Source organism: Myroides marinus, from assembly GCF_900109075.1.
Lineage (GTDB): Bacteria > Bacteroidota > Bacteroidia > Flavobacteriales > Flavobacteriaceae > Flavobacterium > Flavobacterium marinum_A.
In genome coordinates this window covers 17,629-37,098 of record NZ_FNYS01000011.1, presented here as the reverse complement: position 1 = coordinate 37,098, position 19,470 = coordinate 17,629, and the positions used below count along the sequence as shown (strand labels likewise).

19 protein-coding genes, 2 tRNA genes and 1 other RNA gene are annotated in these 19,470 nt (G+C 31.2%); 14 read left to right on the top strand and 8 right to left on the bottom strand.

What is annotated here, in order from left to right; all coding sequences use genetic code 11:
• Positions 1-139 precede the first annotated feature (139 nt).
• The gene (locus BMX53_RS11870; protein ID WP_244154504.1) at positions 140-1,831 is read right to left on the bottom strand and encodes a M23 family metallopeptidase; all 1,692 of its coding nucleotides are present in this window, start codon (positions 1,829-1,831) and stop codon (positions 140-142) included.
• 187 nt (positions 1,832-2,018) lie between these two features.
• On the opposite strand from BMX53_RS11870, the gene BMX53_RS11865 reads away from it, so the two are divergent.
• The 4 genes from BMX53_RS11865 (at position 2,019) to rny (ending at position 4,406) form a co-directional block, all read left to right on the top strand.
• The gene (locus BMX53_RS11865) at positions 2,019-2,309 is read left to right on the top strand and encodes a hypothetical protein (RefSeq protein ID WP_038987917.1); all 291 of its coding nucleotides are present in this window, start codon (positions 2,019-2,021) and stop codon (positions 2,307-2,309) included.
• A 6-nt stretch (positions 2,310-2,315) separates the two neighbouring features.
• Positions 2,316-2,624, top strand: coding sequence for a cell division protein ZapA (locus BMX53_RS11860; protein ID WP_006257033.1), 309 nt, complete (start codon positions 2,316-2,318; stop codon positions 2,622-2,624).
• A 58-nt stretch (positions 2,625-2,682) separates the two neighbouring features.
• A non-coding RNA gene (gene ssrS / locus BMX53_RS11855) (6S RNA) lies at positions 2,683-2,790 on the top strand.
• 53 nt (positions 2,791-2,843) lie between these two features.
• Positions 2,844-4,406 (top strand): ribonuclease Y, encoded by a 1,563-nt coding sequence (rny, locus tag BMX53_RS11850; protein ID WP_074746518.1) that lies wholly within the window; start codon positions 2,844-2,846, stop codon positions 4,404-4,406.
• Between the two features lie 55 nt (positions 4,407-4,461).
• Here the strand turns inward: rny and xerD are convergent, their stop codons facing one another.
• Together xerD and BMX53_RS11840 are read right to left on the bottom strand one after the other, a co-directional pair.
• Positions 4,462-5,376 carry a site-specific tyrosine recombinase XerD gene (xerD, locus tag BMX53_RS11845; protein ID WP_074746516.1) on the bottom strand — a complete coding sequence of 305 codons (915 nt, stop codon included), beginning with the start codon at positions 5,374-5,376 and terminating at the stop codon, positions 4,462-4,464.
• 87 nt (positions 5,377-5,463) lie between these two features.
• The gene (locus tag BMX53_RS11840; RefSeq protein ID WP_074746514.1) at positions 5,464-6,141 is read right to left on the bottom strand and encodes an outer membrane beta-barrel protein; all 678 of its coding nucleotides are present in this window, start codon (positions 6,139-6,141) and stop codon (positions 5,464-5,466) included.
• Positions 6,142-6,556: 415 nt separating this feature from the next.
• On the opposite strand from BMX53_RS11840, the gene aroQ reads away from it, so the two are divergent.
• Both aroQ and BMX53_RS11830 read left to right on the top strand, forming a co-directional pair.
• Positions 6,557-6,973 carry a type II 3-dehydroquinate dehydratase gene (gene aroQ, locus BMX53_RS11835; RefSeq protein WP_038987913.1) on the top strand — a complete coding sequence of 139 codons (417 nt, stop codon included), beginning with the start codon at positions 6,557-6,559 and terminating at the stop codon, positions 6,971-6,973.
• Entirely contained in the window at positions 6,973-9,465 is a 2,493-nt protein-coding gene (locus tag BMX53_RS11830) for a DUF5686 family protein (RefSeq protein WP_074746512.1), read from the top strand. The genes aroQ and BMX53_RS11830 overlap by 1 nt, the downstream gene beginning before the upstream one ends.
• A gap of 145 nt (positions 9,466-9,610) precedes the next feature.
• Here BMX53_RS11830 and murA read toward each other — a convergent pair whose 3' ends face one another.
• The 3 genes from murA to BMX53_RS11815 form a co-directional block, all read right to left on the bottom strand.
• The gene (murA, locus tag BMX53_RS11825; protein ID WP_074746510.1) at positions 9,611-10,924 is read right to left on the bottom strand and encodes a UDP-N-acetylglucosamine 1-carboxyvinyltransferase; all 1,314 of its coding nucleotides are present in this window, start codon (positions 10,922-10,924) and stop codon (positions 9,611-9,613) included.
• Positions 10,924-11,637 (bottom strand): DUF4290 domain-containing protein, encoded by a 714-nt coding sequence (locus BMX53_RS11820; protein ID WP_038987910.1) that lies wholly within the window; start codon positions 11,635-11,637, stop codon positions 10,924-10,926. The genes murA and BMX53_RS11820 overlap by 1 nt, the downstream gene beginning before the upstream one ends.
• Before the next feature lie 86 nt (positions 11,638-11,723).
• Positions 11,724-12,008 carry a DUF493 family protein gene (locus BMX53_RS11815; protein ID WP_038987909.1) on the bottom strand — a complete coding sequence of 95 codons (285 nt, stop codon included), beginning with the start codon at positions 12,006-12,008 and terminating at the stop codon, positions 11,724-11,726.
• A gap of 119 nt (positions 12,009-12,127) precedes the next feature.
• Here BMX53_RS11815 and BMX53_RS11810 point away from each other — a divergent pair, with 119 nt between their 5' ends.
• The 5 genes from BMX53_RS11810 (at position 12,128) to BMX53_RS11790 (ending at position 16,728) form a co-directional block, all read left to right on the top strand.
• Positions 12,128-12,661: an AAA family ATPase gene (locus BMX53_RS11810; RefSeq protein WP_038987908.1), complete on the top strand. Its 534-nt coding sequence runs from the start codon at positions 12,128-12,130 to the stop codon at positions 12,659-12,661.
• A 108-nt stretch (positions 12,662-12,769) separates the two neighbouring features.
• Positions 12,770-14,662: a RecQ family ATP-dependent DNA helicase gene (locus tag BMX53_RS11805; RefSeq protein ID WP_063176666.1), complete on the top strand. Its 1,893-nt coding sequence runs from the start codon at positions 12,770-12,772 to the stop codon at positions 14,660-14,662.
• Positions 14,659-15,603, top strand: a complete 945-nt coding sequence (fmt, locus tag BMX53_RS11800; protein WP_074746509.1) for a methionyl-tRNA formyltransferase — start codon at positions 14,659-14,661, stop codon at positions 15,601-15,603. Before BMX53_RS11805 ends, fmt begins: the two co-directional genes overlap by 4 nt.
• Positions 15,604-15,769: 166 nt before the next feature.
• Positions 15,770-16,054 carry an HU family DNA-binding protein gene (locus BMX53_RS11795; RefSeq protein WP_038987905.1) on the top strand — a complete coding sequence of 95 codons (285 nt, stop codon included), beginning with the start codon at positions 15,770-15,772 and terminating at the stop codon, positions 16,052-16,054.
• 107 nt (positions 16,055-16,161) lie between these two features.
• Positions 16,162-16,728, top strand: a complete 567-nt coding sequence (locus BMX53_RS11790; RefSeq protein WP_038987904.1) for a YqgE/AlgH family protein — start codon at positions 16,162-16,164, stop codon at positions 16,726-16,728.
• 21 nt (positions 16,729-16,749) lie between these two features.
• On the opposite strand, the gene BMX53_RS11785 is transcribed toward BMX53_RS11790, so the two are convergent.
• Both BMX53_RS11785 and BMX53_RS11780 read right to left on the bottom strand, forming a co-directional pair.
• The gene (locus BMX53_RS11785) at positions 16,750-17,592 is read right to left on the bottom strand and encodes an aminotransferase class IV (RefSeq protein ID WP_074746507.1); all 843 of its coding nucleotides are present in this window, start codon (positions 17,590-17,592) and stop codon (positions 16,750-16,752) included.
• Positions 17,593-17,648: 56 nt separating this feature from the next.
• Positions 17,649-18,035, bottom strand: coding sequence for an START-like domain-containing protein (locus BMX53_RS11780; RefSeq protein WP_038987901.1), 387 nt, complete (start codon positions 18,033-18,035; stop codon positions 17,649-17,651).
• Between the two features lie 147 nt (positions 18,036-18,182).
• Between BMX53_RS11780 and BMX53_RS11775 the strand changes: the two genes are divergently transcribed.
• The 3 genes from BMX53_RS11775 (at position 18,183) to BMX53_RS11765 (ending at position 19,437) form a co-directional block, all read left to right on the top strand.
• Positions 18,183-18,256: transfer RNA gene (locus tag BMX53_RS11775), tRNA-Met, on the top strand.
• Positions 18,257-18,606: 350 nt separating this feature from the next.
• Positions 18,607-18,680: transfer RNA gene (locus tag BMX53_RS11770), tRNA-Met, on the top strand.
• A gap of 154 nt (positions 18,681-18,834) precedes the next feature.
• Complete coding sequence (locus tag BMX53_RS11765) at positions 18,835-19,437, top strand: NAD(P)H-dependent oxidoreductase (RefSeq protein ID WP_074746505.1); 603 nt, start codon at positions 18,835-18,837, stop codon at positions 19,435-19,437.
• The last annotated feature ends 33 nt before the right edge of the window (positions 19,438-19,470 follow it).

The following is a 19,470-nucleotide window of genomic DNA, read 5'->3' as shown; positions in this document are numbered from 1 at the left end:
GCCTTATATAGGCTTCTAATAGACTAATAGTAAGGCTCTAGATAAAACAAAAGAGAACTACCACAGTAGTTCTCTTTTATCTATAATGCTGTCTGTAAAATCTCAAATGATTAGAAGTAGAATATTCTAAACTACCCGACTATTGTCTAAAGAAGTGTGACTCATATACTCCTTCGTTACCTACGCTATCTTTTACTTTTATAACTACATCGTTTCGTCCTGATACTACTTTACCATCGCTAAACTTATGCACTATCTTACGTGTCTTATAATCGTAATCTAATAAAATCCAGTTACCATTGATATATCCATTGATTGTATCTATCCCAGACATATTATCTCTAATCTGAAATGATATTTCTGATTCATTACTTAGCCACTTACCTTCAGTAAAACTCGCGTTATCAATAGTAGGAGCAGTATCGTCAATTAATATCTTATAATCTCCGAAACTCTTTGCATATATCGTCCATAGATTACCTTTCTTCGTTGTTTTAAAGTAGTCGCGTTTGCCCCCATCTACTCTAGCGATAAAAGCTTTATCTCTATTCGATATATTCATAGCTGAAGTATCAAATGTGATAGACATACTCTTAGCAAAAGGCACTACTGGTTTGTGCAATTTTAAAACGTCGTTCTCTACTGACATATCCATCACAAAATCATTGTAGAAAGCCTTAGCAGGAATACTAACTGTTACATTTTTCTTCTCAAAAATATAATCTCTATCAGAGTTAATCTTATACTCTCCTGTAGGTGCTACTTTCTTAGTCTTAGCTACTGAATTAGAGAATTCGACTGGAATACTAATCGTTGTTTTATTTCCGTGGTAATCAGAAAGTACTATTGAGTAATTATAATTCTGTCCACTCTTAACATTAAATACTCCTTTACTAGGATCTACAGTTAATACTGATAAACTATATGGTTTCTCAAAAAACAGTTTCTGTACTTTTTTCTTTGTATTTAGGTAGCGCTCATAATCAATAAGTGCATTTACGTATCCTGTCTCATTAAATGAGAAAGTATCAAAACGATAAGAGAATAACGGCTTACCATTGACGAAAGTTTCTAATAGATATACCCCATTCTTATTGGTGTTATAATTAGCTGTATCGTGTATGTCAATTCCAAAACTCAGATCACCACGTCCTTTAACAGGGGTAACTAATAACGTACCATCTTTCTGTGTTGTGTAAGTTAATAAACTCGGAGTTTCACTCTCATTAGCCACTGCTCCATCACCTACAGGATAGACATATAACCCGTTCACTGTTGGCGTTTGGGTATCAGTCAGACGCTTATCCATCCCCTCTTTAAGTGGATTAATAATATTCTGTGTCTTAGTATCTCTAAATTCGTAGTGTAAGTGTGGTCCTCCAGAACCTCCAGTATTTCCAGTATAAGCTATAATCTGTCCCTTTTTGACCTGCAATTCATTCTTGCGAGGGAATATTTCTATCTCAAAATTCTCCTCCCCATAGTGTCTATCTAACACTAGCTTAGCTATATCACCTGCATACGCATTTAGGTGACCATATACTGTAGTCTGTCCATTAGGATGGTCTATATATAAAGCTTTACCATAACCCCAGGTCGAAACCTTAATGCGCGATACATATCCATCTGCAGGAGCATAAACAGGTAATCCTATGCGTTGTTGTGTTTTTATATCTAGACCAGTATGGAAGTGAGTTCCTCGTAATTCTCCAAAATTACCTGATGCGTGAATAGAAATATTAAGTGGACTGTCAAAGGTTTCTGTATTCTGTGCTGACACTAAAGTACTAAATGCACTCAAAAACATACCCGTAACTATTTTTACTCTCATAATTTTAAATACTTTTCTGCTAAAATACACAATAAGTCCATAAAAAATAGCATTATCTCTAAAAATGAAAGACATAGATGTAGCCTATTTAATTAAAAACATAAATCACCGTTTTTTTTATAGAAAACTTTTTTAAATTTAAATACAAATTGTAACTTTGTTGAAAGGATAGTGAAGAAAAAGTATAATGAGCGAGCTAACTGATATAATTAATTCTTTAGAGGTAAAGTTTGCTAAACTTATGCAAAGGCTAGGTGCCTTGGAAGCAGAGAACAAGCAATTAAAAAATAGTTTGTTATTGGCCCAAGAGGAGATTCAGAAGAACGAGGCACAATTAGACTCGATTTATAAAAAATATGAATCAATACAATTAGCAAATTCACTATTGGGCAGTGAAGAAAATAGAAGAGATACGAAACTCAAGATAAATTCATTGATTAAAGAAATAGATCAATGTATAGCTCATCTCACAAAATAGAGAAATATGAGTCAAAAAGATGAACAATTAAAAATAAAATTATCTATCGCTGATAGGGTGTACCCACTGACAGTAGCTTACTCTCAAGAGGAAGGTCTGCGTTCAGCGTCTAAAAAGATAGATTTAATGATACATCAATTTGAGGAAAACTATGCTGTAAGAGATAAGCAAGATGTTCTGGCAATGTGCGCATTACAATTCGCATCACAGAACGAACAAAAAACAATTGATACAACTGACAGCTATAATAAAGCTGTAGAACGTTTAATCAGGTTGGATGAGGCTTTAGATCGTGTTCTATCTAAAAAAATATAACAATTCGTTCTTAACATAAGATACTAAAAATACTGCTCACATTAGTACTGTTTGATAAACTCAACACAAACAAATTAAAATGGGTGAATCTTTGCAACTAAAGCATGCTGCCTCGCGCAGATCCTTGAACAGCAAGCTAACTCAAAACTTGTTAATAAGAGAGTTTACGCGACTCAAACTAATGTGGGCTTTTTTTATATATAATTTATAGAAACATTTATGGAAATACTAATGATCGTTGGGGGACTAATACTTGGCTTAGCAATTGGCTTTGCGGTAGCAAAATACCTAGAGAAAAACCAAGCTTCCTCAATATTGTCTAATGCTCAAAATGAGGCTAAAACGATATTGCGTGATGCAAAGACTGATGGAGAGGCAATTAAAAAAGAGAAGATACTACAAGCTAAAGAAAAGTTTATAGAGTTAAAATCTGAACACGAACAAGTTATTTTGTCTCGTGATAAGAAAATTGCTGAAGCAGAAAAAAGAACTAGAGATAAAGAATCTCAAATTTCAAGTGAATTAGCTAAAGCTAAAAAAGCGAATGATGAAGGTGAGAAAAAAGTAGCTGAATTCAATCAAAAACTTGAAATAGTTGAGAAAAAACAAGAAGAAGTAGATAGACTTCACCGCTCTCAAGTAGAACAATTAGAGATTATCTCTGGATTAACTGCTGAAGAGGCTAAAAGTCAAATCATAGAAAGTCTTAAAACAGAAGCTAAAGCTAATGCTATGGCATCTATCCAAGAGACTATCGAAGAAGCTAAACTTACTGCTCAACAAGAAGCTAAAAAGATTATTATTAATACTATCCAACGCATCGGTACTGAAGAGGCTGTTGAAAACTGTGTATCTGTATTCAACATTGAATCTGATGATGTAAAAGGTAGAATTATCGGTAGAGAAGGTAGAAATATTAGAGCTATAGAAGCTGCTACTGGAGTAGAAATCATCGTAGATGATACTCCAGAGGCTATTATCTTATCATGCTTTGACCCTGTTAGAAGAGAGATAGCACGTTTATCTTTACACAGATTAGTAACAGATGGTCGTATCCACCCTGCTCGTATCGAAGAAGTAGTTGCTAAAACTACTAAACAAATTGAAGAAGAAATCATCGAAATAGGTAAGAGAACTGTTATTGATTTAGGTATTCATGGTCTTCACCCTGAACTAATCAAAATAGTAGGTAGAATGAAATACCGTTCTTCTTATGGACAAAACTTATTACAACACTCGCGTGAAGTAGCTAAGTTATGTGGATTAATGGCTGCTGAATTAGGATTAAACGTTAAGTTAGCTAAACGCGCTGGATTACTTCACGATATCGGTAAAGTACCAGAAACTGAAAGTGAATTACCTCACGCTATCTTAGGTATGCAGTGGGCTGAAAAATACGGTGAAAAACCTGAAGTATGTAATGCTATTGGTGCTCACCACGATGAGATAGAAATGACTACACTTATCGCTCCTATTATTCAAGTATGTGATGCTATATCAGGTGCTAGACCAGGAGCTAGACGTCAAGTGCTAGATTCATACATCCAACGTCTTAAAGACTTAGAAAGCATCGCTAATGAATTCAATGGAGTTAAGAATGCTTATGCTATCCAAGCTGGACGTGAACTACGTGTTATCGTAGAAAGTGAAAAAGTAACTGATGAAATGGCTGCTACTCTTTCTTTCGATATCTCACAAAAGATCCAAACTGAAATGACTTATCCAGGTCAAGTGAAGATCACTGTAATTAGAGAAACTAGAGCAATTAATATTGCTAAATAATAAAGACTCTTAGTCACAATAAAAAAGAGCTATTCGAAATCGAATAGCTCTTTTTTTATGCCTTATGTGAACGAGGATGGAACTCCTCTAATACTGTTCTTAAACGCTCTGTAGTAATATGTGTGTATATTTCTGTAGTAGTGATAGATTCATGCCCTAACATTAATTGTATAGCTCTAATATCTGCTCCATTCTCTAGTAAGTGTGTTGCAAATGAATGTCTAAAAGTATGTGGGCTAATATTCTTCTTAAGACTAATTTCTACTGCTAATCGCTTTATAATAGTAAATATCATAGCTCGAGTCAGTTGTCCTCCTCTTCTATTTAAGAATAAGATATCTGAACTCTCTTTTTTAACATTCATATGCGCTCGAATAGAATCGTTATACAAAACGATTAATTCCATCGTATTTGGATCTATAGGTACAAAACGGTGTTTACTCCCCTTACCTATAACTCTAATAAACCCTTCTTCAAAGAATAAATCTGATAACCTTAAACCTACTAATTCACTTACACGTAATCCACAACTATACAAAGTCTCTAACATAACTTTGTTTCTAAAGCCTTCATTGGTGGATAAGTCAATAGCATTAATCAATAAATCTATCTCCTCAACACTTAGTACATCAGGTAACTTTCTTCCTAATTTAGGTGTTTCTATTAACTCAACTGGCGAGATCTTAATATACCCTTCTAAGATAAAATAATTAAAAAAGTTTTTTAATCCAGCTATTATACGCGCTTGTGTAGTAGGTGCTACTACTTCTGCAATACTGTACAAAAACTCTTGTACAACACCTCTGTCAATAGACTGAATGGTAAACTTATCTTCAAATCCTTCTAAATAACTTATAAACTTTCGAATATCTAATTCATAACTCTCAATAGAGTTACTAGAAAGACCTCTTTCTAACTTCAGATAATTCGTAAACATCTTAATATTTCCTTCCCAATAAGCAGAAGCCATACACTTTTCTTTTATTACTCAAATATACAAACAAAAAAAGAGCCTCTAAAAAGAGGCTCTCTATATTCAAATAAGATTTTATTCTAATTAGAATTTGTAAGTTAAACCGAAAGTAGCGTTATCAAAGAAGTTATTGAAAACATTTACGTTAGCAGATGTTTTAGAATCTGTTGATAATTTTTTACCATCATGTTTTGTGTTATAGTTACCATAAGTAAAGATATCACCTAAATTAAATGCAATTGCTAAATTAGGTGTTACGAAATAGTTCATACCTAAATTTAAACCTGCTTTAACTCCTGTAGCTTTTAAATCTTTACCTAAAGCTTGTTCTTTAACACCTTGGTGGAATCCAACTCCTACTTCAGCGTAAGTTTTAAAACGTTGTCCTAATTCTAAGAAGTAGTAACGAGCAAATGCTCCAGCATACGTTTCTTTAGTATAACCTTTAACAGAAGCACCTTTATCAAATACTCCTCCAAAATCACTCTCAGCTAATCCATTTTTTCCAAAAGACAAAGATGCTCCAACAGCAAATTTATCAGATAACATATATCCTACTTTAGGATTAAAACTAAAATTAGTTGTTTTACTTTTAGAAGCTCCTTCAGCTTCTAATTTTGAAGTGCTATTTGTAATTTGGAACATTCCTTCCACAAATATGTTAGATTCTTGGAATCCAAAAGTTGGTTTTTCTGTTTCTTGTGCGTTAGCAGTGAACCCGAAAGCAGCAACTGCAACTAATGAAAGTACTAATTTTTTCATGTTTTTAAGCTATTTTTAATTAACAATTCAAAGGTAGTGACAATCACCATTAGTGATGTTTTTTTTAATAATAAAATAACAATTACATAACATAAAAACAAAAAATACAACAATAACTAACTAAAAAACAACACAATACACAATCACAATACTATTCATAAAAAACTGTTAAAAAAACTAATTACAAACACAATTAGCAACACATAGCTCACAATATAAACACAACTACACTCAAATAACATTATAATTAACATAAAAAATCAAATTATCAATAACGCCAACATATTATTATTACTATAAACTAGTATTACAGATTCAAAAGACCTCCAATTCTTACTAATCTGTCCAATTAATTGATTTTATATGGTATATAACTTATTATATAATTATATTTGCTTGTCATAAAGGTATTTGTATGAAAGTAATAATAATAAACGGTCCTAATCTTAATCTACTTGGTAAAAGAGAACCTGATGTATACGGAAATACATCATTTGAAACCTATTTAAATACTTTACAAACGAACTACCCTTCTATTGATTTAGAGTATTACCAATCTAATATAGAAGGAGAACTTATCAATAAAATACATGAAGTAGGCTTTAATTATGACGCCATAGTGCTAAATGCTGGTGCTTATACTCACACCTCTATAGCTATAGCTGATGCTATTTCTGCTATTACTACACCTGTTATAGAAGTACATATCTCTAATACGCATAGAAGAGAAGAATTCAGAAAACACTCATACTTATCTCCAGTATGTAAAGGAGTAATTTTAGGTTTTGGTCTAAAGAGCTATGACTTAGCTATTGCATCTATACAACTATAATGAGAGATAAAATTCTTAACTATGTCTTATACATCAGTATCCTACTACTGGGGATGATGCATAGTTATGCACAAACTCACTCTTTACTAGGTAGAGTTACTGATCAACAAGGAAAACCTATAGAAAACTCTATCGTTTTTATAATGAAGACTGATAGACAAACAACGACTAATGCTAATGGAGTGTTTTCTATAACTATAGAAGATGGTCAACACTTATATATACAGAAAGATAATTATGCTATCAAAAAACTTGAATATAGTCGACATAAAAGCCCTATTGGTCAATGGGATATTACCTTAACATCTTTAAAAGACACAGATATATTCTACGATAATCCCCAGGATGACTATGCTCTTTTTATCATGGACCTTGCTAGTAAGAATAAAAAGAAAAACAATTTAAAAAAATACAGTGTTGACTTCTACTCTAAAGGAAATCTTCAGTTAGCATCTGGTAGACAAACCTTTTTAGGGCAAAAAAGAAAAGATCTAGATCCAACACTAGATATTACAGATGTAAACAAATACATCTACTTAGGAGAATTATCATCACAACTTACAACCCTTAACGAAGATTTAAATAAAGAAAAAGTACTAGCTCTTAACGAGATAGGTAAATCTAAGGATTTATATTTCTTAACGGCTACTGATAGTGATATCAACTTATATAACAAAGTTGTATCTAATCAAATCAATATTATATCTCCTTTAATGTCTTATGCTAAGTCATATTACTACTTTAAACTTCTAAATAAAGAAAAAGATAGTATCGGTAACGATATCTATACAATACAGTTTACTCCAAAAAGAGATAGAGAGCCTATAATGGAAGGTAAAATCAATATCACTAGCGATAATTGGCAAATTACTAAACTCTATGCTGCGATAAATGGAGAAAACATTGATATGAAAAATGTCAAACAAATAGTAATAACACAAGAATATAAATACAATCCTGAACTAAATCTATACTTAAAAGAAAGTCAAAATCTTTATTTAAAAGGTAAGTTTTTAGTATTTGATTATATAGGTTCCTTTAAAGGGTATTACCAAAATTACAAGTTAAATTCTGATATAAGTAAATCAGAGTTTTCGAATGAACTAATACACTATGCCAATAATTTTTTAAATCAACCACATGATTATTGGATTAAAAATAGACCATATCCTCTAACTACAAGAGAAATTAATACATTTAATGAACAAGAAGTAAAACTACAAGAAACAACAAAAACTACACTAGATTCATTAGATAAGAGAACTAATAACTTTACGCTGTTTAAATTAATTAAAGGATATCAGCATATCAATACACATAAGAACTCTTCTATAACTTATAGAGGACTTCTTTCTACGTTTGCCTTTAACGCTATACAGGGTTTTAATGTAACAACTGGTTTAGATTATGCTAAACAAAAAGATGATAACTCGATCACGAAACTTGGAACAATAGTTAATTATGGAGTCTCTGAAAATAAATTTAGAGTCTCAGGATATGCTAGCCATATATTCAACCAAATCAACTACAACACACTGACTATATCTGGGGGTAGTACCATCCTACAGTTTAATCAGGATGATCCTGTTAAAACGCCTATTAACTCAATAGCAAGTGCCTACTTTGGTAAAAACTATGCCAAATATTTTCAGAAAGACTATCTTCAGATAAAGTATGAGCAATATGCTTTTAATAAATTTAAATTTACAAGTATTTTAGAATATGCACATAGGTCGGCTTTAAACAATAGTTTACAGAGTCCACCTTTTGCTCCACATAAAGATTTTACATCTAATAATCCATTGGATCCTACAGACTTTTCTAATGCTCCTTTTAAAGATAACTCAATATTTAAATTGAGTTTAGGAATGAATATTATTTTTGATCAAAAGATTATTTCGTATCCAGACTCAAAACAATATTTACCTACTTCTAAGTACCCAATCATAAAATTGAACCTAGATAAAACACTGAACTCAACAACAAATAGTTACAATTATACCTTTATATCATTTGCTACTCAATACAATGATAATATTGGTAAAATAGGTAATTTATACATTGGGTTATCCGCAGGTAAATATCTGGAGCAGAATGACATTGCATTTACTGACTACAAACACTTTAATGGTAACCAAACATTTATCGGTTCTACAGCAGTCTATAACAAGCATTTTAACCTACTACCATACTACGAATACAGTACGAATAAGTCTTATGTAGAATTTCACCTAGAACATGATTTTAGAGGTTATATAATGAATAAAATACCTCTACTTAATAAAACCAGATACTCACTAGTAATAGGTTATCATGTATTAAATGTTCCTGAAAAAGATGTTTATGGAGAATATAGTATTGGTCTAAACAACTTTGGTTTTGGTAAATTCAGACCTTTCAGAATTGATTTCTTCCACAGTGTATCAGCTGATGCTCCTAAAAGATTTGGTTTTGTATTTGGAATTAAAGTACTAGACTTAATCCAGAAGTAAACATACTCTACACTGAATACTCTACCCTAAAATAACAATACTAATACCCCTATTATATATAGTCATAATAGGCTCATTATAACAAAAAAATAAGGCTAAGTAATAAATTACTTAGCCTTATTTTTATTTATTGTGATTAAGACGATTACTCTTCTACTCTCTCGATATGAGCTCCTAAAGCTCTTAAACGATCATCAATAGATTCATATCCTCTATCTATTTGCTCTATATTCTGTATTTCACTCACTCCTTTAGCAGATAAAGCAGCAATCAATAAAGAAATACCAGCACGTATATCTGGTGATGACATCTTAGTTGCTTTTAATTGAGATTTAAAATCATGTCCTATAATAACTGCTCTATGTGGATCACATAAGATAATCTTAGCTCCCATATCAATTAATTTATCAACGAAGAAAAGTCTACTCTCAAACATTTTTTGATGAATTAAAACCTCTCCTCTAGCTTGAGTCGCTACTACCAAAATAACACTTAATAAATCAGGTGTTAATCCTGGCCAAGGAGCATCAGCTATTGTCAAGATAGATCCATCAATATAATTCTGTATTTCATATCCATTAGTATGAGCAGGAATATAAATATCATCTCCTCTTTTCTCTAATGTAATACCAAGTTTTCTAAATGTACTAGGTATAACTCCTAAATGTTCCCAACCTACATTTTTGATTGTAATCTCGCTTTGAGTCATTGCTGCTAGTCCAATCCAAGAACCAATCTCAATCATATCTGGTAACATAGTATGTTCACATCCTCCTAATTCTGTAACACCTTCTATTGTTAGCAAGTTAGAACCAATCCCTTGAATCTTAGCTCCCATAGAATTAAGCATCTTACATAACTGTTGGATATATGGTTCACATGCTGCATTATATATAGTAGTTATTCCCTCAGCTAATACGGCAGCCATCAAGATATTAGCTGTACCCGTAACAGATGCTTCATCTAGTAGCATATCTGTACCAACTAATTTGTCTGCTTCTACACCATAGAAATACTCTTCTCTATTATATCTAAACTTAGCTCCTAAACTAATAAATCCTTCAAAGTGAGTATCTAATCTTCGTCTTCCAATTTTATCTCCACCTGGTTTAGGAATATAACCTTTACCAAAACGAGCTAATAACGGTCCAACCATCATTATAGATCCTCTTAATTCCTTTCCATCTTTCTTAAATCCATCAGATGTTAAGTACTCTAAATATAAATCATCTGCCTGAAAAGAATACTTATTAGCATCTAACTTCTCAATCTTAACACCTAACTTACCTAAAAGTTCAATTAATTTATTGATATCAATAATATCAGGAATATTAGAAATTACAACTTTTTCAGGTGTCAATAAGACCGCACATAAAATCTGTAAAGCTTCATTCTTAGCTCCTTGTGCATATACTTCACCTTGTAACTTTACTCCTCCTTCTATCTTAAATGTACTCATTACTTCTTCCCTTTTGAATGATAGTTATTACTTTTATATTTCTTATTATTGTTATTGTTGTTGTTCGAATTATTCTTCTGATTGTTACTAGAATAATTTGTCTTGTTAGACTGTTTTTTGTTTACTTGCATTAAATTAGCTGTAGTAGACAACTCCTCTTCTTTCTTAAACAAGTTAATCTTTCCATTAGATAACTCACATAGATGTTCAAATATTACTTCATCTTTTACTGTTTCCTTATTCCAGCTCAAATAACTCTTTTTCATATGATTAGCAATCACTAAAATAAGAGCATCCTTCATCTCTCCATCTTCCCATGCAATAGCTTTATTAATCATGTAGGTAATATTATTACCATAGAATCTATACTTTGGATGGTTTTGTGGATAACCTAGTTTTTCTGGTTTAGAAAAGATAGTTTCTTTAGTAGCTATTGGAAAAGGACAATCCACATCTAATTTAAACTCACTCATCATAAACAATTGATCCCAAAGTTTATGTTGAAAGTCAGGTACATCACGTAAATGAGGATTCATACTCCCCATAACGCTAATAGCGTATTTTGCCGCATTATTACGTTCTTCTCTATCTTCAATCTTACAGATATGATCAATCAAATTCTGTAAATGACGACCGTATTCTGGTATAATTAATGGTTTTCTTAAAGAATTATAATCAAGATGTGTTACTGCTTCTTTGGAATCAAATTTCATATATATGATGTTATATTGGAACATAACTCTGGAAAGTCATATTTTGTACTTAAAAGTACTTTATTTTAGAATAGAAAAAAAACAAACTATAAAGAAACAATACCTTCTATAGTAGATACTGCCAAATACTTATCAATAATTTCTTGTGAATTCTTTACAATAAGTTTCACTGAGACGCTAGAAAACTTACCTGTACTTGAGTTCTTAATCTGAATATCAGCTTTACATCCATCAAAAGCTTCTTCTACTTGAGCTATTTTATGGGCATCACCTGGTACAATGAACTTAAATAGATAAGGTCTTGGCCAAGTTTTATCGTCATCTAGCTGTTCTTTTAATCTTTTATAAAATTCTTTTGTATTATCGTCCATATCGTTTTTATTAGGCAAATATAATCAAAATAACCACTATTAATTTCAAAAGATGTAGTTAAAAGTCTTTCGGGGACGACATTTTATTGTACTTTTGCACCTTTGATATTTACAGCAAAATGGACACAAAAATAATCTTAATCATAGGAGGCCCAGGATCTGGCAAAACTACGTTGATTAACGAACTTACTAACAAAGGATATGTTTGCTATCCAGAAATATCTCGTGCAGTTACGAAAAAAGCTCAAGAAAAAGGTATTGACCAATTATTCTTAACAGAACCTTTGTTATTCAGCCAATTACTTTTAGAAGGAAGAATAGAACAACATAAAGAAGCAGTACAAGAATCTGCTAATATCGTTTTTATAGACAGAGGTATTCCTGATGTTCTTGCTTATATGCATTTTACAGGAGATCAATATCCAGAGAGTTTTGACATCGCATGTAAAGAACATATCTATCATCAGATTTTCTTACTACCACCATGGGAATCAATATACCAAAGTGACGAACAACGTTATGAAAACTTTGAGCAAGCAAGTCAAATTCATGAACATTTAATCTCAACTTATAAAAGTTATGGTTATGACTTAGTAGAAGTTCCACGTGATACAGTTGAGAATAGAATTGATTTCATATTAAGCAGAATTTAATAAATCATCATATTACAGTTAAAAGGGTTATAGTAAACAAACTATAACCCTTTTCTTTACAACTAATTTTGTAAATTCGTTACCATATTCACATATCTCTGCTAGAACATGAATACACCGATAGATATACTTCAAAAATACTGGAACTATGACAGCTTTCGGGAGCCTCAACAAAATATAATAGACTCTGTTCTAGCCCAAAAAGACACCTTTGCTTTACTTCCTACTGGTGGAGGCAAGAGTATTTGTTTTCAAATTCCAGCATTATTACTACCAGGCACTTGCCTAGTAGTTTCTCCTTTAATTGCATTAATAGAAGACCAAGTTAATAATCTTAATAAACTTAATATTAAAGCAACATCTATTATAGGAGGAACGCCTATGCATGAAATAGATGCTATTTTTGATAATTGTATGTATGGTGATTACAAATTTCTTTACATTTCACCAGAACGCTTAAAACAAAACTGGATACTTGAGCGAATTGAAAAACTAAAAATCAATCTTATCGCTATAGATGAAGCACACTGTATTTCTCAATGGGGACACGATTTTAGACCTTCTTATCTAGAATTAGATAAACTACGAGATCTATTACCAAACGTCCCTATAATAGCGCTAACAGCTTCTGCTAATAAAAAGGTCGTTACAGATATCTGCAATAATTTAAAACTAAATACTCCTAATATTTTCACCAAAAGTTTTATGCGTGAAAACTTAATCTATGGAGTATACAAAGTTGAAAATATATTAAACACCGTTTTGCGTATTATACAGAAAAACCCCGCTCCATCAATCATCTATGTAAGAAATAGAAAAGAAGCATACTTCTTCTCTTCTCAGTTAAATAAATTAAATCACAAAGCTACTTTCTTTCACGGAGGCCTATCCATCCTTGAAAAGAAAAAAAAGATGCAAGATTGGTTGGAAGAAAGAACTCCTATAATAGTTGCTACAAATGCTTTTGGAATGGGAATAGACAAAAAAAATGTCAAGAATGTTATTCATATTCAAATTCCAGAAAACATAGAAAATTACTACCAAGAAGCTGGTCGTGCAGGAAGAGATGGCAAAAAAGCTTTTGCCACTATGTTGGTTACAGATCAAGAAATCAAGCAAAATAGTGAAATGTTTGAGACTTCAATGTTTGACAAAGAGTTTCTAAAACTTATATATCGAAAACTAAATAACTTTTTAAGTATTGCTGATGGAGAAGGATATAACTGCACTTATAGCTTTAATTTCAACAAGTTTTGTAATCACAACAAATTCTTACACAGAAAAGCTTACAATGCTTTACAATTTTTAGACCGTCAAGGAATTATAAGATTATCTCAAAATAACAAAAATAAAACATCACTTGTATTTACTGCTCCAACAAGTGAAATACTTGACATAACTTATGATAACGAAAGTTTTGAAAATATCATTCACTTCATACTAAGAACATATACCGGTATTCATGAGTATGAACATGATATCGACTTAAGTTTAATAGAGGAACACACTGGAGAATCACAAGAAAACATTATTGAATGTCTAAAAGTATGTCACGAACAAAACTTGTGTAATTACACACCTGAAGAAAACGATATTACGGTTATTTTTAATGAAGCATGGGAACAAGATAGAACGTTATATAGAACCTTCTCATACCTAGAACAACAGAATAAACAAAAAATAAATCAATATAAATCACTCTTGTTTTATATTGAAAATCAAGATATTTGTAAAAATAGAATTCTTCTTAAATATTTTGATGAAGAAAAATCTGATGACTGTGGTACTTGCTCTACCTGTATGAGTAAAAAAAGAACCTTAGATAGCTCTTTAAACATGGTTGACAATATATACAAAATATTATCAATTACTCCACATAGCATTTTAGAAATTGAAGTAAAACACAGTATAAAGAAAGAAGACATAATCTACGCAATACAAATTTTACTAGAACAAGAAAAAATTAAAATAAATAACGAAAATCAATATACATTAATATGAAAGACTTGCGTATTGTATTCATGGGAACACCTGACTTTGCAGTTGGTATCCTAGATGCTATATATAAAAATAACTATAATGTAGTAGCTGTAATTACTGCTCCTGACAGACCAGCTGGAAGAGGTCAAAAGATCAAATATTCTGCGGTTAAAGAATATGCATTAGAAAAAAAGTTACCAATACTACAACCTACCAATTTAAAGGACGAGCAATTCTTAGAGGAATTAAGGAACTATAATGCAAACTTAAATGTTGTAGTTGCGTTTAGAATGTTACCTGAGATAGTATGGAAAATGCCTGAGTTAGGAACATTTAACTTACACGCTTCTCTTCTTCCTGACTATAGAGGAGCAGCCCCTATAAATTGGGCAATAATTAATGGAGAAACAACTACAGGTGTATCTACTTTCTTTATTGATGAAAAAATTGACACAGGAGCAATCATATTGAAAAAAGAAACTTCTATTGGTCATAATGAAAATGCAGGTGAACTACACGATAGATTAATGCATTTAGGAGCTGACACTGTTATAGAAACATTAGACTTAATCAAACAAGAAAATGTTACAACAACAATTCAACCACAAGAAGAAACAAAGACAGCCTATAAACTAAACAAGGATAATACTAAGATTGATTTTACTAAAGAAGGAAATCAAATACACAATCTAATAAGAGGATTAAGTCCATACCCTACAGCTTGGTGTACATTGATAGATAATGACAATGAATGGAATGTAAAAATATACGAAGCTAAGTATGAAGAAGATGCACATAATTTACCAATTGGAAAGCTAGTTTCAAGCAAAAAAGAGATTAAAATCGCAATCAAAAACGGTTTTATCAATATTTTAAGACTTCAATTACCAGGTAAAAAGCCTATGATGGCCAGTGACTTACTAAATGGAGTAACATTTAGCGATAATTCGAAAGCAATATAACTCTCTAAAAAACAAATAATTACAATTTTATAGTTTTTTTAAGCATTCAAAAAGCTTTGATTTATCAATATTTTATTTTTTTTTATAGAAAAGACTTGCATTATTAGAGAATTACCCTAAATTTGTATAAGGACGTTAATAAAGTTAACCTTTAAAAAAAATTATTATGAACAAAACTGAATTAATCGATGCAATTGCTAAAGATGCTGAAATCAGCAAAGTGGCAGCTAAGAAAGCATTAGAATCGTTTTTATCAAACATCGAAACTACTTTAGGTAAAGGTGGTAAAATTTCTTTAGTTGGTTTTGGATCTTGGTCAGTATCTGATAGAGCTGCAAGAGAAGGAAGAAACCCTCAAACAGGAAAAACAATCAAAATTGCTGCTAAAAAAGTAGTGAAATTTAAAGCTGGTTCTGAATTAGAAAACGCTGTAAACAAAAAGAAAAAATAATATTATTATAATATTATATACTTTTCTAAAATATAAAACCTCATTTAAATTAAATGAGGTTTTTTTTATTATATTAGAATAACAATTAATATTATTTTCAAACTTATATGATTAACTCAATTTCTATTCAAAGAGGGGATCAACTTCTCTCATTGCCTAGCGGTAATAATGAAGACATCATATTCTCAAGATCAGTTATACTATTAACAGAACACAACGTTGATGGTACGGTTGGCTTTATACTTAACAAACCTCTTGATCTAACGTTAAGCGATCTCATACCTACTATAGAGTCTTCATTTACTATCTATGAAGGTGGCCCTGTACAAAAAAACCGTATATTTTATATTCACTCTAGACCAGAATTAATATCTGATAGCATTCATATTATTGACGACTTATATTGGGGAGTTGACTTTGAAGATTTGCCTAATATCTTAGCTAAAGGATTATTAGACAAAAATGATATTAGATTTTTCTTAGGCTATTCAGGATGGGATTATGATCAACTTAAAAATGAAATAGAAGATAAGTTCTGGCTTACAACTAATAATTTAGAAACAACAACTATATTCTCTCAATCTCCTAAAGAACTATGGAGAAACTCTCTTGCTAAACTAGGAAAGCAATATTCATTGTGGCTTAATGCACCAGAGAACCCTAATTTTAATTAAAGTTCTCTGATACTATTATACTTACATTAGTCTAATCTTTGCATTCAATTTATTTACTAAATCAACAGCTAATGTATTAGTATACTCCTTCTTACGATACTTTGTAATAGATTGTACTCCTAATATAACATTTGTAATAAAAAGTTCATCAGCTTTTTGTAATTCGAAAGGAGAAACAACTCCTTCTTCAAATACATAATCTGTATTCTTTTGAAGTAATTCGATAATCTGCTTACGCATTACCCCTTTTACACAACCATCGCTTAATGGAGGAGTTTTAACTACTTTATCTTTAACTATAAAGATATTACCATTTAAAGCCTCAACAATATTCTTTGCATCATTTAATAATAAACAATTCTGATACCCATTCTCTTCTGCAAAAATTGAACCTGTAACATTTATCAATCTATTATTAGTTTTCAACGTAGATAATAAGTGAGATGTAATATAGAAGTCTTTATACAGCTCAATCTCATAGTCTGTACTATTCAACACATAAACACTAGAGTTTAAAACCTCAATAGTAGCAATAAAACCAATCTTTCTTGAAATAGGTAAATACTTACCTTCTGCATCCCTATATACGTTAAAACGTACTCTAAGCGCATTAGAGGTCGACTCAATACTATTAGTTAATTTCAATATTTCTTCTTGAAAGAACTCCATTGTAAAATCCATAGGAATTTCCATTCTAAGAATACGCATAGAAGACATCAATCTGAAATAATGATCCTCTAAAAATAAAACTTTATTATCTAAAACCTTAATTGTCTCAAAAACAGAATCTCCATATAAAAAACCTCTATTGTTTTCAATTGAAAGCTCACTACTAGAAACAATTTTGCCGTTAACATTAATCATATATTTCTTTTCTTCTGATTACTATTAACGGCAAATATAAGTTATATTTTATGGATTTATGCAGAACCTAGCACTTGTTTTAAATCCATTATTTGATTTTCCCAAAGTTGTTTTGACTCACTTACCTCATCTGGAAAAGCAAAATCTGTTACAATAATTGTAACATCTTTAGTCAATTCATCTTTATGAATTTTTAATTCAAAGAAATACTCTGTTTCCTTATCATTCTCATCTAACCATCTATATCTAACTCTCTCATCAGCCTTACGAGTAACAACACGAGCTTTTTCTTCAGAATCTCCCCAAATGAAGGAATATATTTCACCACGTGAATTTACATTATCTGCGAACCATTCACTTAATCCTGATGGATCAGAAATATACTGATACAACAATTGTGGAGATGAATTAATTGAAAATTCTAGTTCGTATTTTTCTTTCATAGCCCTATATTAACATTTATATTTTTTTCGAATATAAACATATTTTCTAAATAAAAAAATATTTTTTTTAGCTGCATTCATTTGCATTATTAAGTTTTTGACTTATATTTGCACCCGCATTACAGAAGTAATTGCAAGACCATAAATGGCGAGGTAGCTCAGTCGGTTAGAGCGCAGGATTCATAACCCTGAGGTCACGGGTTCAACTCCCGTCTTCGCTACAGAGATTAAAAAGGACATCTATAATAGATGTCCTTTTTTTTATAACTACACCTTATCTCTATCTACCCTGGCTACTCAATTAAATCACAATTAGTTTTAAAAAATTCTATATTGAAAGCATGTGTTTGATTAATCCACATGAAAACCAATCAATTTTCTTATACCAAACATTTATATAAAAAAATACTACACTCCCAATTCAATTTTAATCCCTGTAAAACAACAACTTAAATATAGAAAAAGCTTTTAATATTTACTTATCATCTAAAATCCTCAATTTTACTTGCATTAAAGAAACATTTTACCTTATATTTGCACCCGCATTACAGAAGTAATAGCAGGCCAAAATGGCGAGGTAGCTCAGTCGGTTAGAGCGCAGGATTCATAACCCTGAGGTCACGGGTTCAACTCCCGTCTTCGCTACAGATACAGAAGGACATCTTTTTAGATGTCCTTTTTTTATTGTTTTATTTTACTTCTTTTTCACTTCAACTAATACTACCGAAATACCATAGAAATGTACCTACTCTTACAGGTATATACAATCTAAGTTTGTCATTCTAAAAAACTCAATAAAATGACAACTAACAAAATCAAGCGAATTCTAGTAATCAATGGTCATCCAGATCCAGATAGCTATAATCAAGCACTTGCTCAATCCTATCTAAAAGAATTAGAAACACACTTATCTATACAAATTAGATATCTAGCTTTACATACCTTAGAATTTAATCCTAACCTTGAATACGGATACAGAAAACGTACTGAATTAGAACCCGATTTACTTTTAGCTTTAGAAGATATTAAATGGGCTGATCACATGGTTTGGATACATCCATTATGGTGGCTAGGTTTACCTGCCTTAATGAAAGGTTTCTTTGACAGAGCATTTCTTCCAGGTATCACATTTGTGCATCATTCATCAGATAACACAGAAGTACTATTGCTAGGAAAAACAGCACGTATCATAACCACAGGAGGAGACTTAAATAAAGAAATATATAATGATGTATACAAACAAAGTGGTTTAATACAATTAAAAGAAGGCATATTAGAATACTGTGGAGTACACGTTACTGACACTACATTTATAGGTCCTATGAATGATTTAACAGCAAATGATCGATTATGGTGGTTAAACGAAGTGAAGAACTACGCTTTTAAAGACAGTCAACACTAAAACAAGTATTCAAAACTGTTAACATACAAAAAA

Excerpts from the sequence above, each read along its gene's own strand:
- BMX53_RS11870 (WP_244154504.1), bottom strand. The coding sequence starts at position 1,831 with ATGAGAGTAAAAATAGTTACGGGTATGTTTTTGAGTGCATTTAGTACT.
- BMX53_RS11865 (WP_038987917.1), top strand. The coding sequence starts at position 2,019 with ATGAGCGAGCTAACTGATATAATTAATTCTTTAGAGGTAAAGTTTGCT.
- BMX53_RS11860 (WP_006257033.1), top strand. The coding sequence starts at position 2,316 with ATGAGTCAAAAAGATGAACAATTAAAAATAAAATTATCTATCGCTGAT.
- rny (WP_074746518.1), top strand. The coding sequence starts at position 2,844 with ATGGAAATACTAATGATCGTTGGGGGACTAATACTTGGCTTAGCAATT.
- xerD (WP_074746516.1), bottom strand. The coding sequence starts at position 5,376 with ATGGCTTCTGCTTATTGGGAAGGAAATATTAAGATGTTTACGAATTAT.
- BMX53_RS11840 (WP_074746514.1), bottom strand. The coding sequence starts at position 6,141 with ATGAAAAAATTAGTACTTTCATTAGTTGCAGTTGCTGCTTTCGGGTTC.
- aroQ (WP_038987913.1), top strand. The coding sequence starts at position 6,557 with ATGAAAGTAATAATAATAAACGGTCCTAATCTTAATCTACTTGGTAAA.
- BMX53_RS11830 (WP_074746512.1), top strand. The coding sequence starts at position 6,973 with ATGAGAGATAAAATTCTTAACTATGTCTTATACATCAGTATCCTACTA.
- murA (WP_074746510.1), bottom strand. The coding sequence starts at position 10,924 with ATGAGTACATTTAAGATAGAAGGAGGAGTAAAGTTACAAGGTGAAGTA.
- BMX53_RS11820 (WP_038987910.1), bottom strand. The coding sequence starts at position 11,637 with ATGAAATTTGATTCCAAAGAAGCAGTAACACATCTTGATTATAATTCT.
- BMX53_RS11815 (WP_038987909.1), bottom strand. The coding sequence starts at position 12,008 with ATGGACGATAATACAAAAGAATTTTATAAAAGATTAAAAGAACAGCTA.
- BMX53_RS11810 (WP_038987908.1), top strand. The coding sequence starts at position 12,128 with ATGGACACAAAAATAATCTTAATCATAGGAGGCCCAGGATCTGGCAAA.
- BMX53_RS11805 (WP_063176666.1), top strand. The coding sequence starts at position 12,770 with ATGAATACACCGATAGATATACTTCAAAAATACTGGAACTATGACAGC.
- fmt (WP_074746509.1), top strand. The coding sequence starts at position 14,659 with ATGAAAGACTTGCGTATTGTATTCATGGGAACACCTGACTTTGCAGTT.
- BMX53_RS11795 (WP_038987905.1), top strand. The coding sequence starts at position 15,770 with ATGAACAAAACTGAATTAATCGATGCAATTGCTAAAGATGCTGAAATC.
- BMX53_RS11790 (WP_038987904.1), top strand. The coding sequence starts at position 16,162 with ATGATTAACTCAATTTCTATTCAAAGAGGGGATCAACTTCTCTCATTG.
- BMX53_RS11785 (WP_074746507.1), bottom strand. The coding sequence starts at position 17,592 with ATGATTAATGTTAACGGCAAAATTGTTTCTAGTAGTGAGCTTTCAATT.
- BMX53_RS11780 (WP_038987901.1), bottom strand. The coding sequence starts at position 18,035 with ATGAAAGAAAAATACGAACTAGAATTTTCAATTAATTCATCTCCACAA.
- BMX53_RS11765 (WP_074746505.1), top strand. The coding sequence starts at position 18,835 with ATGACAACTAACAAAATCAAGCGAATTCTAGTAATCAATGGTCATCCA.